Below are 13,973 nucleotides of genomic sequence, written 5' to 3' on the forward strand. Positions count from 1 at the left end.
AAAGTATGTTTGTTTACATTAATTTGTTATTTTGTTTTATTAATTCTGGTTTTTTCACAACAACCTTGGCGATTTGTCAAGCGAGCCTACGGTTCGCTAACAATTGTCGCAGCACACCAACAGGGAGATGTAACCCATGGCTGCACATGAAATGAACAACCCCGAGCTGATGCCATCTACGGACAAGGACAGGGATATCAATATCTGGGATTTCACCATGCTCTGGGCGGGGATGACCATCAACATGGGCGCCTTTACCATGGGCGCCCAGCTCTACCCGGGGCTGTCACCCTGGACCATTATCGGCGCCATACTGGTTGCTTATGCCATTGTCACCAGCATACTGATCCTGGCCGGGGATATCGGTATCCGCTACGGCATTCCCTTCACCGTCTATATCCGCTCCTGCTTTGGCTATCAGGGGGCGAAAATACCCGCAGCCTTCCGTGCCATTCCCGCCTGTTTCTGGTTCGGCTTCCAGACCTGGGTAGCGGCCGTGGCCATCGGCAAGGTGCTGGAGATGTGGATTGGCTATTCCAACACCACCATCCTTATCCTGATCTTCGGGGTCCTGCAGGTGGTCAATGCCATTTACGGCATGAAGGCCATGGCCAAGTTCGACTGGGTTGCCATCCCGGCGCTGACCATACTGATAGGCCTGGTTACCTTCTGGTTGCTGAAAACCAACGATGCCACCATAGGTGATGTGCTGGCCGCACCCTCCCTGGATAACGGCTCCTTCTGGTTTGCGGTGATGGCGATAGCCGGCATCTGGATCACCATGGGCCTGAACAGCCCGGATATGACCCGCAAGCTGGAACGTTCACGGGATCACAGCAGCAACAATTTCTTTATCCGCAATCGCAAGCCGTTTTTCGCCCAGATTACCGGTCTTATCATCATCGGTTCCGGTATCCTGATGGTGGGCATGATCGGCGGTATCCTTACCGGCACCTGGGATCCCATCGAGATCGTGACCAACTCCATGAGCTCGCCCATTGTGCTGATACTGAGCATGCTGACCATTGCCTTTGCCCAGTGGTCCACCAATACCGCGGCCAACCTGATGCCGTCCGCACTGATCTTGATGAATGTCTTCCCCCGGCTGAATTTCGCCCAAGGGGTGGCCATCTCCGGGGCCATCGGTCTGCTGATGATGCCTTGGGTGTTTGCCGATAACCTGCTGTGGTTCAGCGTGATCACCTCGGGCCTGCTGGGACCGGTTGCCGGTATCATGCTGGCGGATTTCTATCTGCTGCGTCGCGGTCAGCTGAACGTCAATGACTTCTATGACCCCAAGGGGCCGTTCGTCTACCAGAACAACTTCAACCTGCGTGCCTTCCTGGTGTACGGCGTGTCTTTCCTGGCCAGCGTCATCTTTATGGATCTGGCGTTTTTTGTCGGCCTGACGGTGAGCGTGGTGGGTTACACCTTGTTGATGAAGCCCATCGCCAAGCCGGCCGTGGAAGCCGAGCTGAAAGCCGAAGTGTAATTTAGTAGAGCGTAAGTCCGTAAGTTTTGACCCCTATACTCGGTATAGGGGTCTTTTTTTTGAGCCTTATCCATGGGGATGGGGTGAACAAGGCCCATATGACATGGGCCTGACGGGAAACGTCGGGGGCTGGCCGCGAGCTAACGGCGGCAGAACAGGTTGATCCGGCCTGCAGCTGGCGAAAGTGGGAATGGAGCCTGCTCAAGTCGGGGGAAATAGGATGCGTGCACCACGTTGGTGTGTTTACTTCCCGGGGGTGCACCATAATGGAGTGTATTGCCCTTGTTGATGCACCACATTGGTGAAAGGTTGTTCCCGTCGTTTTATTCATCCTTTATTTGTGGGTTGTGTTTTTTTCAGTTAATTGATTTTAAAGGTTATTTTATCTTTGGCGCTAATTTTGCTTCTGATTGTGTACCTGTATGACAACAACGATATCGATTATGACTCCCACTGCAGAGCCTGCTCTTGCAACGCATGGCTACGGGCCGGATCGCGAGTGGCGGGCACGCCTGCATCTTGGGCTGGTGCCGAAAGCTGGCAAGACCCGGCTCAAGGAGCTGGATTTTGCTGGCCCCTTGCGTATTCAGCGGCCTTTCTATCCTGAAGGGGGCGTCTGCCACCTCTATGTGCTGCATCCGCCAGGCGGTCTGGTCTCAGGTGATCGGTTGGCGATCCGCGTCCGGGCGAGTGTCGGCAGCCAGAGCCTGCTGACCACTCCCTCCGCCGGCAAGATCTATGGCCGCGACAGCGACGGAGTGGCCCAGGGCCAGTCGGTGCAGTTGCAGCTGAGTGATAACGCCGAATGCGAATGGCTGCCCCAGGAGACCATAGTGTATCGCGGTGCCAATGCGGTACTGGATACCAGTATCGAGCTCTGCGCGGGCGCCCGTTTTATCGGCTGGGATCTTGTCTGTCTGGGCCGGCCCGCCGGCCAAGAAGTCTTTGACGAGGGCAGCCTGAGTCAGACCATCCTCCTGTGGCGCGATGGCCGCCTGCTGCTTAATGAACGGCTGCAGCTGACGGGGGAGAGCCCGCTGCGCCGTAGCCGCGTGGGGCTGAATGGCGGTTGTGTTGTCGGCACCCTGCTTGCAGTGGGGCCCGGACTCGACGAGTCACTGATTACCCGACTAAGAGAGACATTGCCCAGCCCCGATTTTACCGTCACCGAGCGATTGGGCGTGCTGCTGGTGCGCTATCTGGGCGACGATATGAATGCTTGCCGAGACGGTATGTGGCGGGCCTGGGCCTTGATCCGACCAGTGCTGCTGGCGAGGCCAGCCTGCATTCCCCGTATCTGGTTGACCTGAGGAGAGAAAGATGGAGTTGAGTCCGAGAGAAAAGGACAAGTTGCTGCTGTTCACCGCCGCCCTGTTGGCCGAGCGCCGGCTGGCCCGGGGCCTGAAGCTGAATTATCCCGAATCGGTCGCCTATCTATCGGCGGCTATCATGGAAGGCGCCCGCGACGGTCGCACTGTGGCCGAATTGATGGGCAGCGGCCGCAGCTGGCTGACCCGGGAGCAGGTGATGGACGGCGTGGCCGAGATGATCAGGGAAGTGCAGGTGGAAGCCACCTTTCCCGACGGCACCAAGCTGGTCACTTTGCACGATCCCATTCAATAGGAGGCGGCATGATTCCGGGAGAAATTCAACTGGCCGCGGGCGATATCGAGCTCAACGTCGGCCGTGATCGGCGCACCCTGGTGGTGGCCAATACCGGCGATCGGCCCATCCAGGTGGGCTCGCACTACCACTTTGCCGAAGTCAATCCGGCGCTCAGCCTGGACAGGGAGCAGGCGCTCGGCTTTCGGCTGGATATTGCCGCCGGCACCGCCGTGCGCTTCGAACCGGGCCAACGCCGCACCGTGCAACTGGTGGCGCTGGGTGGCCTGCGCCGAGTATATGGTTTCCGGGGCGAGGTGATGGGCCCCTTGGGAGAGCAGAATGACTAATATGAGTCGTGCCGCCTATGCGGATATGTTCGGCCCTACCACCGGCGATCGGGTCCGGTTGGCGGACACTGAGCTGTGGATCCAGGTGGAGCAGGATTTCACCCGCTACGGCGAAGAGGTGAAATTCGGCGGCGGCAAGGTGATCCGTGACGGCATGGGCCAGAGTCAGCTGGGCGAGGCCGATACCCTGGATACGGTGGTAACCAATGCTCTTATTCTCGATCACTGGGGCATCGTCAAGGCCGATGTCGGCATCAAGGGCGGTCGCATTGTTGCCATCGGCAAGGCCGGCAATCCGGATATACAGGACGGCGTCACCATCAATATCGGCGCCAACACCGAAGTGATCGCCGGCGAGGGCATGATCCTCACCGCCGGCGGGGTGGACTCCCATATTCATTACATCTGTCCGCAACAGGCCGAAGAAGCCATCTGCTCCGGTATTACCACCATGATCGGCGGTGGCACCGGGCCGGCAACCGGCAGCAAGGCCACCACTTGCACCCCGGGCGCCTGGCATATTGCCCGCATGCTGCAGGCCACCGACCAGCTGCCGATGAACTTCGGCTTTCTTGGCAAGGGCAACGCCAGTCTGCCCGGGCCGTTGCGGGAGCAGCTGGAGGCCGGCGCCATGGGGCTCAAGCTGCACGAGGACTGGGGCACCACTCCGGCGGCCATCGACTGCTGCCTGTCGGTGGCGGAAGAGTACGATGTGCAAATTGCCATTCATACTGACACCCTCAACGAATCGGGCTTTGTGGAAGATACCCTGGCGGCGTTCAAGGGGCGCACCATTCATACCTATCACACTGAAGGCGCCGGCGGTGGCCATGCGCCGGATATTCTCAAGGCTTGTAGCTTGCCCAATGTGCTGCCTTCGTCCACCAACCCGACCCGACCCTATACGGTCAATACAGTGGATGAACATCTGGATATGCTGATGGTGTGCCATCACCTGGATCCCAATATTCCCGAAGACGTGGCCTTTGCAGACTCCCGTATCCGCAAGGAAACCATTGCCGCCGAGGATATTCTACAGGACTTGGGGGTGATTTCGATGATCTCCTCCGACAGCCAGGCCATGGGCCGGGTTGGTGAGGTGGTGTGTCGCACCTGGCAGACCGCCCACAAGATGAAACAGCAGCGCGGTTTGCTACCGGAAGACCAGGATCTGGGGTGCGATAACTTCCGCGCCAGGCGTTATATCGCCAAATACACCATTAACCCGGCAATTACCCACGGTATCGCTCACGAGGTGGGCTCGCTGGAAGTGGGCAAGCTGGCCGATCTGGTGCTGTGGAACCCTGCCTTTTTCGGCATTAAACCTGCCTTGATCCTCAAGGGCGGCGCCATCGCCTATGCGCCCATGGGGGATATCAACGGCTCCATCCCCACACCGCAGCCGGTGCACTATCGGCCCATGTTCGGTGCCCTGGGCAAGGCCGCTGCAGCCACCAGCCTGACCTTTGTCAGCCAAGCGGCCTTGCAGCGGGATCTGGCCAGCGAGCTGGGGCTGAGCCGAAAATTGGTGGCCTGCAGCAATACCCGCAACATCCGCAAGCAGGAGATGATCCATAACGGCGCCACGCCTGAGCTGGACGTCGACGCCCAGACCTACGAGGTACGCTGTGATGGGGAACTGCTGAGCTGCGAGCCGGCCGAGGTACTGCCACTGGCCCAGTTGTATATGTTGTTTTAACCGGCGAGATAGCGGCCATGTCAGGAGATAACTAAGCCGACCCTTCTGTGCCAGGGGGCCGCAGAAGGGCCCCATGGAAAGGATGGGATTAAGGCGAGCCGGCGTGTTGCTCCTGCCATGGCCTGATTGGCCAACGTGTAACCGGAGTTCAAGAATGTTGAAAATTACCCATAATTTGGGGCAAAGCGCTCAGTCGGCCGAAGACAAGCTGACGCTGACCTTTGAAGTACGGCAGAAGGGGCGTTTTAAAACCGTCAGCGATAATGGTACCGAACTGGGCGTTTTTTTGGAGCGGGGGCAGGTGCTGGCCCAGGGTGACAAGCTGCAAAGCGAAAATGGCCGGGTTTTCGAGGTGGTGGCCCGACCTGAGCCGGTGATCACCGCCCATGCCAGCGACTGGCCCACTTTTGCCCGTGCCTGTTATCACCTGGGCAATCGCCATGTCACTCTGCAGCTGGGCGAGTGCTGGCTCAGGTTCCAGCCCGACCATGTGCTGGAGCACCTGGCGGAGCACCTGGGTCTGCGCCTGGTAGCAAGTGAAGCCCCTTTTCATCCCGAATCCGGTGCCTATCAGGGGCAACATGAGCACAATCATGGACACGACCATGACCACTGACGGCGGCCAGTTGCTGGCGCTTCTGCATCTGTCCAGCCCGGCGCTGCCGATTGGGACTTTTGCCTATTCCAGCGGCCTGGAGTCGGCGATTGAACTGGGCTGGGTCGAGGATGAAGCCGGCTTGCAGCACTGGCTGAGCGGCATGCTGCAGGGGTTGGCCTATCTGGATGTGCCGGTGCTGCTGCGGCTGGCTGATGCCGGAGAGCGGCAAGACAGTGGGCAGCTCGGTTACTGGAGCGATTTTCTGCGCGCCAGCCGGGAAACCCGCGAGCTGCTGTTTGAAGACGAGCAGCAGGCCTCAGCGCTGACTCGTCTGCTCAAGGGGCAGGGGCTGGATGTATCCGCCCTGCCGCCCGAGCCGGCCTTTATGGCGGTATACAGCCTGGCTGCCCGCCACTGGGGCCTGGACCCGCACTGGTCGGCGCTGGGCTGGCTGTGGGGTTGGCTGGAAAACCAGCTGGCGGTGGCCAGCAAGACCCTACCACTGGGCCAGACCGCGGCCCAGCGGCTGCTGTTGACGCTGAAGCCGGCGCTGGTCGAAAGCCTGAAGCTGGCGGAAACCCTGAATGATGCTCAGCTGGGATTGAGCCTGCCCGGACAGGTTCACGCCAGTTGCTTGCATGAAACCCAATATTCCCGTTTATTTCGGAGTTGATGATGACAACACAATGTTTACGCGTGGGCGTTGGCGGCCCTGTGGGCTCGGGCAAGACCGCCCTGTTGCGCCAGCTGTGCCTGGCGCTACGCCAGCACTACAGCCTGGCGGTGGTGACCAACGATATCTATACCAAGGAAGACGCCGAGTTCCTGCTGCGTCATCAGGCGCTGAGCGAAGACAGGATCATGGGCGTGGAAACCGGCGGTTGTCCCCATACTGCCATCCGTGAAGATGCTTCCATGAACCTGGCGGCCATCGATACCCTGCAGGCGCGGCATCCGGATCTGGAGCTGGTGCTGGTGGAAAGCGGCGGCGACAACCTGTCGGCCACCTTCAGCCCCGAGCTATCGGATCTAACCCTCTATGTGATCGATGTCTGCGCCGGTGACAAGATCCCCCGCAAGGGCGGCCCGGGCATCACCAAATCGGACCTGCTGATCATTAACAAGACCGATCTGGCACCCATGGTCAACGCCTCGCTGGAGGTAATGGACCGAGACGCCAAACGGATGCGCGGCGACCGTCCCTTTGTGTTCAGCAACCTGATGCGCGGCGATGGCCTGCAGGACATTATTCACTTTATTCAGCGTGAGGGCATGTTGCGGTCCTTGCCTAACGATTTTGCCATTGAAGGAAAACAAGCATGAAAAGAGTACTGATTGCCTTGGCGGCTTTGGCCCCGGCCCTGGCCTTTGCCCATCCGGGAGCGGAAGCCCATGGCCTGAGCGCAGGGTTCAGCCATCCGTTGCTGGGCTGGGATCACCTGCTGGCCATGGTGGGGGTGGGCATGCTGGCGGTGGCGGGCCAGGATCGTCCGGCCTGGCAGCTGCCGCTGGCGTTTGTCGGCTTTATGCTGGTCGGCGCCTTGCTGGGCCTGAGCGGTCTGGCTATCGGCGGCCTGGAGGGGGGCATCATGCTGTCCCTGGTGGTAACGGGGCTGATGCTGAGCATCGGTCGGGCGCCTCGGCTCCTTATGGCCGCGGGACTTTGCGGCCTGTTCGGCCTGTTGCACGGTAATGCCCATGGCCTGGAGCTGCCCGCCTCGGCGTCGGCCCCTGGTTACTTTGCCGGCTTTGTGCTGGCGACGGGCCTGTTGCATGGCACTGGCTGGCTGGCCGCCGGCAGATGGCATGCCAGCTTGGTCCGGATTGCCGGCGTGGGCATGACCGGCGCCGGGATATTGGCCGCCATCTAAACCGTTATCGTCAGTGTGCCGCCGGAAGCCGGACGTCCTTCCCCTGGCTTCCGGCTTGATACCAGCTTCCGCCCGGCAGCGCTGCCGGTAATTGCCAAAGGCTTCTTTTGAGTCGATAATTTCAGGCACATTAATCGATACAGTAGATCCTTCTATGCTAGACAAATATTTTCACCTGAAAGAGCTAGGCACCAATGTGCGCCAGGAAGTTGTGGCCGGTATCACTACCTTCCTGACCATGGCCTATATCATCTTCGTCAACCCGGCGATCCTGGCCGAGGCGGGTATGGATCATGGTGCCGTGTTTGTGGCCACCTGTCTGGCGGCGGCTATCGGCTGCCTGATCATGGGCCTGCTCGCCAACTACCCCATCGCCCTGGCGCCGGGCATGGGCCTGAACGCCTTCTTTACCTATACGGTGGTGCTGACCGACGGCTACAGCTGGCAGGCAGCACTGGGAGCGGTGTTTTTCTCCGGCTGTATCTTTGTGCTGCTCAGCCTGCTCAAGGTACGAGAATGGATTATCAATTCCATCCCCAATCCGTTGAAGATCGGCATTGCAGCCGGTATCGGCCTGTTTCTTGCTCTTATCGGCCTTAAAAATGCCGGTATTATTGTCGATCATCCGGCTACCCTGGTGGCGTTGGGTGATATTACCAGCCTGCCGGTAGGGCTGGCCGTATTGGGTTTTTTCCTGATCATCGGTATGGCGGCGCGCAATATGCACGGCGCCGTCATGATCGGTATCCTAATCATCACCGGGTTGGGCATCGCCTTTGGTGACATACAGTATCAGGGTATCGTCTCGGCTCCGCCTTCCATCGCCCCCACCTTTATGCAACTGGATATCGCCGGAGCCTTTAACCTGGCCATGCTGTCGGTGATCTTTGCCTTCCTGTTTGTCGATCTGTTCGATACCTCAGGCACCCTGATCGCGGTGGCACAGCGTGCCAGATTGCTGGATGAACAAGGTCGCCTGCCCCGTTTGAGCAAGGCCCTGCTGGCCGACAGCACCGCCTCCATCACCGGCTCCATGCTGGGCACCTCGACCACCACTTCCTATGTGGAAAGCGCTGCCGGCGTGGCGGCGGGAGGGCGTAGCGGGCTTACCGCCGTGGTGACCGGCCTGCTGTTTGTCGCCGCCCTGCTGATTTCGCCCCTGGCGGCTATGGTGCCACCCTATGCGACTGCCGGCGCTCTGGTATATGTGGCGGTGTTGATGATGTCCCAGCTCAGCCACCTGCACTGGGATGATATTACCGAAGCGGTGCCCGCCGTGGTGGTGGTGGCCATGATGCCGTTCACCTTCTCTATCGCCAACGGCATCGCCCTGGGCTTTATCAGCTATGTAGCGGTCAAGCTGTTGTCGGGTCGGGCCGGTGAGATCAGTACCACCGTCTGGGCGATGGCAGTGCTGTTTGTATTGAAGTTTGCTTTCGGGATCTAAGGCAGCCGGGAGAGAGTGGGAGGCCGACCCCGGTGAGGGGGTGGCCACAGGCCATCAGGCACCCGACCTGTCTTCAAAGCTGTGGGAAGGTTGAGGCGATTGGCTCAGGCCATTGAATACCATGCGGATATTATCGCGACGGGGTCGACGCTCCCACAGAGGTCGCTGCTCCTGCGGTAAGCTCGCAATCCGGCAGATGCCCTGGTGGGAGGCGCGACCCCGCGGCGATATGGCCATCAGGCCATCAAGTCTCTTCAACTGTTTTCAGGCAGGTTGTGACAAGGTCGCCGCTCCCTCATTAACAAAAAAGCCCCGAATGTCGGGGCTTTTTAGTGCATAACCGTCTGCAGATCAGAATTCGGCGTTGCGCGGGGTACGGGGGAAGGGGATCACATCCCGTACGTTGCCCATGCCGGTAACATAGGCCACCAGGCGTTCAAAGCCCAGGCCAAAGCCGGAGTGGGGCACAGTGCCGTAACGACGCAGATCCCGGTACCACCAGTAGTCTTCCTTGTTCAGGCCGACTTCATCCAGGCGTGCATCCAGTACATCCAGTATTTCTTCCCGCTGGGAACCACCGATGATCTCGCCGATACCAGGCGCCAGTACATCCATGGCCGCCACGGTTTTGCCGTCCGGATTCAATTTCATGTAGAAGGCTTTGATGTCTTTCGGGTAGTTCTTGACCACCACCGGCGCCTTGAAGTGTTCTTCCGCCAGGTAGCGCTCGTGTTCGGAAGACAGATCTATGCCCCATTCCACCGGGAATTCGAATTTCCGGCCGGAGTTTTTCAGGATCTCCACCGCATCGGTGTAATCGACCTGGGCAAAGTCCTTGGTGACAAAGTCCTGCAGACGGGTAATGGCCTCCTTGTCGATGCGCTCGGCGAAGAAGCTCATATCATCCATGCGTTCGTTCAGAACCGCCTGGAATACATATTTGAGCAGATCTTCGGCCAGGGCGGCGATATCGTTTAGATCGGCAAAGGCCACTTCCGGCTCTATCATCCAGAATTCCGCCAGATGGCGGCTGGTGTTGGAATTTTCGGCGCGGAAGGTGGGACCGAAGGTGTAAATCTTGCTCAAGGCACTGGCGTAGGTTTCGCCATTCAATTGGCCGGATACGGTCAGGAAGGCTTCTTTACCGAAGAAGTCTTCGCCGAAATCAACATCGCCCTGTTCGGTGCGCGGCAGGTTTTGCAGATCCAGGGTGGATACCCGGAACATTTCACCGGCGCCTTCACAGTCGGAGGCGGTGACGATCGGGGTGGCGACCCACACATAGCCCCGCTCATGGAAGAAGCGGTGCACCGCCTGAGCCAGACAGTTACGCACCCGGGTGACGGCACCCATGACGTTGGTGCGCGGACGCAGATGGGCATATTCGCGCAGGTACTCTATGGTATGGCGCTTGGCGGCCATGGGGTAGGTATCAGGATCGTCGACCCAGCCGACCACCTTGACTTCGGTGGCCTGCAGCTCGAAGCTTTGCCCCTTGCCCTGGGATTCGGCCAGGGTGCCGGTGACTTCTACCGAGCAGCCGGTGGTCAGACGAACAACCTCTGACTGGTAATTCGCCACTTCGTTGGGAACCACGGCCTGCAGCGGATTAAAGCAGCTGCCGTCGTGTACGGCCAAAAACGAAATGCCCGCCTTGGAATCACGGCGGGTGCGAATCCACCCCTTAATGGTCAGGGTGCTGCCTGTGGCATGCTTGCCCGCAAGCACGTCTGCAACGGATGCATGGGTCATCTTGATAACGCTCTCCAGCTTTTGATGAAATCGGCACTTGGCCGATCCGGCTATTTACATAGGGGATCTAATGTTACCTGCGTACCGTCAGGACTCAAGTAAAAGATGCCCGGGAAATGTCGTGCCAGGCCCGACCTGGAAGCCAGTCTGTCAATCAAGATTCCCCGCACTTTTTCAGATCCCGACCATAATTACACCAGCACCATGCCCAGGGAGGGGAGATGATGTTGCGTTTGATTATCATATTGCTTGGCCTGCTTTGTCTGCCGGTCCGGGCCGGGGGAGCGCTGTTATGGCATGATAACGGCGAGCTCAACCGTGCCGGGCAAACCCTGACTCAGCTGCTGTTGCCCGAGGCGTCGGAATTTGCGGTGCTCAGCATAGAAGAAAAAGACCGCTGGCTAACCCGGGAATGGCGGCAAGTACTTAGCAGGCGCCAGCAGTTTTTCCAGCTGCCCCTGGCTGCCGAATGGAGTCTGGCAGGTTTTGATCGGGCGCGAGCCAATGGTGAGTTGGCCGGTTATATGGCCCGGCAGGTGCCCGCTTATCCAGGCTATCAAAAGCTGAAACAGCATTACCTTGCCTTGGATAAAGCCCGATCTTATACCCGGTTGCCGCCGGGGCCCGAGGTGCGGCCCGGTGAGCGGGACAGGGCCATACCTGCGTTGCGCCAGCGGCTGGTCGAGCTGGGCTATCGGCTGCCCAAGCCCAGGGGCAGGGCGGATGCGTTGGATCGCAACTTAAGCGAGGTACTGATTAAGGTTCAGCAGGCCCATGATCTGCAAGACAATGGCTGGCTGAATGACGAAACCCGGGCCATTTTAGGTCGTACACCGGCGATGGCCCGGGGCGAGATCAGGCAGAATCTGCGTCGCTGGCTGCTGTTGCCGCCTGAACCTGCCGCCCGCTATCTGCTGGTCAATATTCCTGCCTACCGACTCACTCTATATAACGGTCGGCAGCCTGATCTGAGCATGAAGGTGATCGTCGGTCGCCCGGACTGGCCGACCCCCGAGCTGGCGACGAAAATCAATGCCCTCAAGGTCAATCCCGACTGGACCCCCACCGACAACATAGTGCGGGAAGACTTGCTGCCGGCCCAGCGTCGGGACAGAGGATTTTTAACCCGTAATGGCTTCAGTGCTGTCGTTCCACAGGGAGAAGGCTGGGTGAAGGTGAATCCGGCACACGCGGATCTCGGCCAGCAGGGGGTTCGCCTGGTGCAGGCACCGGGGCCCGGTAATGCCCTGGGCCGACTCAAGTTTGAAATGCCCAATCGTTTTGATGTGTATCTGCACGATACTCCGGATAAGAGCCTGTTCGGTCAAACTGGTCGGGCACTCAGTCATGGTTGCATCCGCCTGGCGGAGCCGGAGAGGCTGGCCGAAAGCCTGGGCTGGCGGGTGCCCGAATACAAACAGACCCGCATCCTGCCGGCCAACGGCGATCTTCCCGTATATCTGGTGTATTTCACCACCTGGGTCAATGGTGAAGACAGGCTGGTGTTTTCGCCGGATATCTATCGAAAAAATGCCGGTGTTTGATTTTGAATTGTATGTATAGAGGAGCTATATCTTATTGAGGCTGCAACCGAGCAGGATCGATACGGACGTTACCAACAGAATTGGCGCGTTTATTACTTAATGAATATGGCCTGATCACGGTGGAATAGGCAGTACCGGGGCACTGGTGTCGGTCACCCAGGTAGGTGCCTTTGTGGACCAGGGAAATAATGTGGGGGAAAGTATCAGTACCCTGTGCCAGGTTGTAAAAAATGACGGCACTCCCTGTTCTTAACTAACCGTCATGAGACTGAATCCGGGCTGATAATACCGCCGTGTGGGCAGATTTATCGTTGCGGGAGAGCCGCTTCCTCAGGGAGGCGGTTTTTGTAGGAGGCCGGATCTCGAGGCGATAAAGGGGGATGCTTCAGATAATAACTGAGGCATGCTAAAAACAACCCAATATTAAATATAAATGGGGGTGTTAATTCCTTCCCGTTTTATTTTTGATGTCTTATTTATAAGACATAAATTCGAAAGAATTTTGCCCGTTTTAAGCCGTATCTGTCGAAAATCTGCGCCTATAAAACCGGTTGTTGTCGTTGATCAAAGCGGTGCTGGCGTTTATACCTAATGTGTAGCAAATAAAAAAATTGGGCCCCGGGGGAATCTCGGATTAAGGATAACCATATAATCGAGCGGACAGGAGGAAAGCCGGATATATGAGTGTTAATCAGCCGAGTTGGCTGTTTCATTCGGGATGTACCCGATAGCAATAAAAAATGAATCAAATATCAATCGAATTGATTCGGTTAAAATAGTCCAAGATGGAACGAGGATATTATTATGTTGATTGTAAAAGAAATGTTTCGCCTGCTGAACGATGAAGAGGGTCTGACCACGGTGGAATATGCGGTAGCCGGTGCCTTGGTAGCTGCGGCAGTGGTGACTGCGTTTACTAACTTGGGGGATAATGTAGGTGAAACCATTACCGGCCTTTGTACCGTTTTAGATAATGGTCAAACTAGTGCAAGTATGGCTAATACAACGGGTTGCTGATAATTGCATACGTTATATTATTTTAAAATTATATAAGGGCAGCTTGTCTGCCCTATTATCTCACCCTAAAACTATGGTGACGCTATGGAACAGCTACCATTGTTTTCCCTGCTCTTGGCCGCCTCCTGGCTGGACCTGACTACCCACAAGATCCCCAACTGGCTGACCCTGCCCTTTATCCTGCTGGCGTTGATTTATCATGGCATTCTCGGAGAAGGCTGGCCGTTTGCACTGACCGGACTGGTCTATGCCTTAATCCTGTTGTTTCCGCTGTTTTTCTTTCGCCTGCTGGCCGGTGGTGACGTCAAGCTGGCGCTGGGTATCGGTGCCTTCCTCGGCTGGAAGTTGTTTCTCGAAGCCCTGCTCTATGGGCTGGTGATCGGCCTGCCGTTGGTACTGGTTTTCGCTTTTTATAAAGTAGGCTGGAATGGCTTCAAACAGACCTTTATGCGCTATGGTTATATTTTGGGCACCAAAAAATACCTGGCGCCGGCGGAGGGCGAGATGGCCGGGCTCAAGGTGCCTTATGGCCCGGCCTTGAGCCTGGGGGCGCTACTTACCGTAGCGCTTAACCACTTCAATCTGTTTACCCTGGTGTAGG

The 13,973-nt window shown here is 57.8% G+C and carries 14 protein-coding genes; 13 read left to right on the plus strand and 1 reads right to left on the minus strand.

The window, feature by feature from the left end; translation table 11 throughout:
• The first annotated feature begins 136 nt into the window (after positions 1–136).
• From DCS96_RS02230 to DCS96_RS02275, 10 genes are all read left to right on the plus strand, one after another.
• Complete coding sequence (locus DCS96_RS02230) at positions 137–1,492, plus strand: cytosine permease (RefSeq protein WP_116472726.1); 1,356 nt, start codon at positions 137–139, stop codon at positions 1,490–1,492.
• 443 nt (positions 1,493–1,935) lie between these two features.
• Entirely contained in the window at positions 1,936–2,802 is an 867-nt protein-coding gene (locus DCS96_RS02235; protein WP_157953554.1) for an urease accessory protein UreD, read from the plus strand.
• Between the two features lie 10 nt (positions 2,803–2,812).
• Positions 2,813–3,115 (plus strand): urease subunit gamma, encoded by a 303-nt coding sequence (locus DCS96_RS02240; RefSeq protein WP_116472728.1) that lies wholly within the window; start codon positions 2,813–2,815, stop codon positions 3,113–3,115.
• A gap of 8 nt (positions 3,116–3,123) precedes the next feature.
• On the plus strand, positions 3,124–3,444 hold the full coding sequence (locus DCS96_RS02245) for an urease subunit beta (RefSeq protein WP_116472729.1): 321 nt from the start codon (positions 3,124–3,126) through the stop codon (positions 3,442–3,444).
• Positions 3,437–5,143: an urease subunit alpha gene (ureC, locus tag DCS96_RS02250; RefSeq protein ID WP_116472730.1), complete on the plus strand. Its 1,707-nt coding sequence runs from the start codon at positions 3,437–3,439 to the stop codon at positions 5,141–5,143. The genes DCS96_RS02245 and ureC overlap by 8 nt, the downstream gene beginning before the upstream one ends.
• Positions 5,144–5,297: 154 nt before the next feature.
• Positions 5,298–5,759, plus strand: a complete 462-nt coding sequence (gene ureE, locus DCS96_RS02255; RefSeq protein WP_116472731.1) for an urease accessory protein UreE — start codon at positions 5,298–5,300, stop codon at positions 5,757–5,759.
• A complete protein-coding gene (locus DCS96_RS02260) occupies positions 5,725–6,414 on the plus strand; it encodes an urease accessory protein UreF (RefSeq protein WP_232818165.1) in 690 nt (229 codons plus the stop codon). The genes ureE and DCS96_RS02260 overlap by 35 nt, the downstream gene beginning before the upstream one ends.
• Positions 6,415–6,416: 2 nt before the next feature.
• Positions 6,417–7,064, plus strand: a complete 648-nt coding sequence (gene ureG / locus DCS96_RS02265; RefSeq protein WP_116472733.1) for an urease accessory protein UreG — start codon at positions 6,417–6,419, stop codon at positions 7,062–7,064.
• A complete protein-coding gene (locus DCS96_RS02270; protein ID WP_116472734.1) occupies positions 7,061–7,612 on the plus strand; it encodes a HupE/UreJ family protein in 552 nt (183 codons plus the stop codon). The genes ureG and DCS96_RS02270 overlap by 4 nt, the downstream gene beginning before the upstream one ends.
• Positions 7,613–7,766: 154 nt before the next feature.
• Entirely contained in the window at positions 7,767–9,059 is a 1,293-nt protein-coding gene (locus DCS96_RS02275) for an NCS2 family permease (protein ID WP_116472735.1), read from the plus strand.
• A gap of 351 nt (positions 9,060–9,410) precedes the next feature.
• On the opposite strand, the gene asnS is transcribed toward DCS96_RS02275, so the two are convergent.
• On the minus strand, positions 9,411–10,811 hold the full coding sequence (gene asnS, locus DCS96_RS02280; RefSeq protein WP_116472736.1) for an asparagine--tRNA ligase: 1,401 nt from the start codon (positions 10,809–10,811) through the stop codon (positions 9,411–9,413).
• 224 nt (positions 10,812–11,035) lie between these two features.
• Here asnS and DCS96_RS02285 point away from each other — a divergent pair, with 224 nt between their 5' ends.
• From DCS96_RS02285 to DCS96_RS02295, 3 genes are all read left to right on the plus strand, one after another.
• Positions 11,036–12,355, plus strand: a complete 1,320-nt coding sequence (locus DCS96_RS02285) for a L,D-transpeptidase family protein (protein ID WP_116474497.1) — start codon at positions 11,036–11,038, stop codon at positions 12,353–12,355.
• 804 nt (positions 12,356–13,159) lie between these two features.
• Positions 13,160–13,372: a Flp family type IVb pilin gene (locus DCS96_RS02290; RefSeq protein WP_116472737.1), complete on the plus strand. Its 213-nt coding sequence runs from the start codon at positions 13,160–13,162 to the stop codon at positions 13,370–13,372.
• 84 nt (positions 13,373–13,456) lie between these two features.
• Positions 13,457–13,972, plus strand: coding sequence for an A24 family peptidase (locus DCS96_RS02295; protein WP_116472738.1), 516 nt, complete (start codon positions 13,457–13,459; stop codon positions 13,970–13,972).
• Position 13,973 lies beyond the last annotated feature (1 nt).

It is taken from the genome of Zobellella maritima (assembly GCF_003075035.1).
Classification (GTDB): domain Bacteria; phylum Pseudomonadota; class Gammaproteobacteria; order Enterobacterales; family Aeromonadaceae; genus Oceanimonas; species Oceanimonas maritima.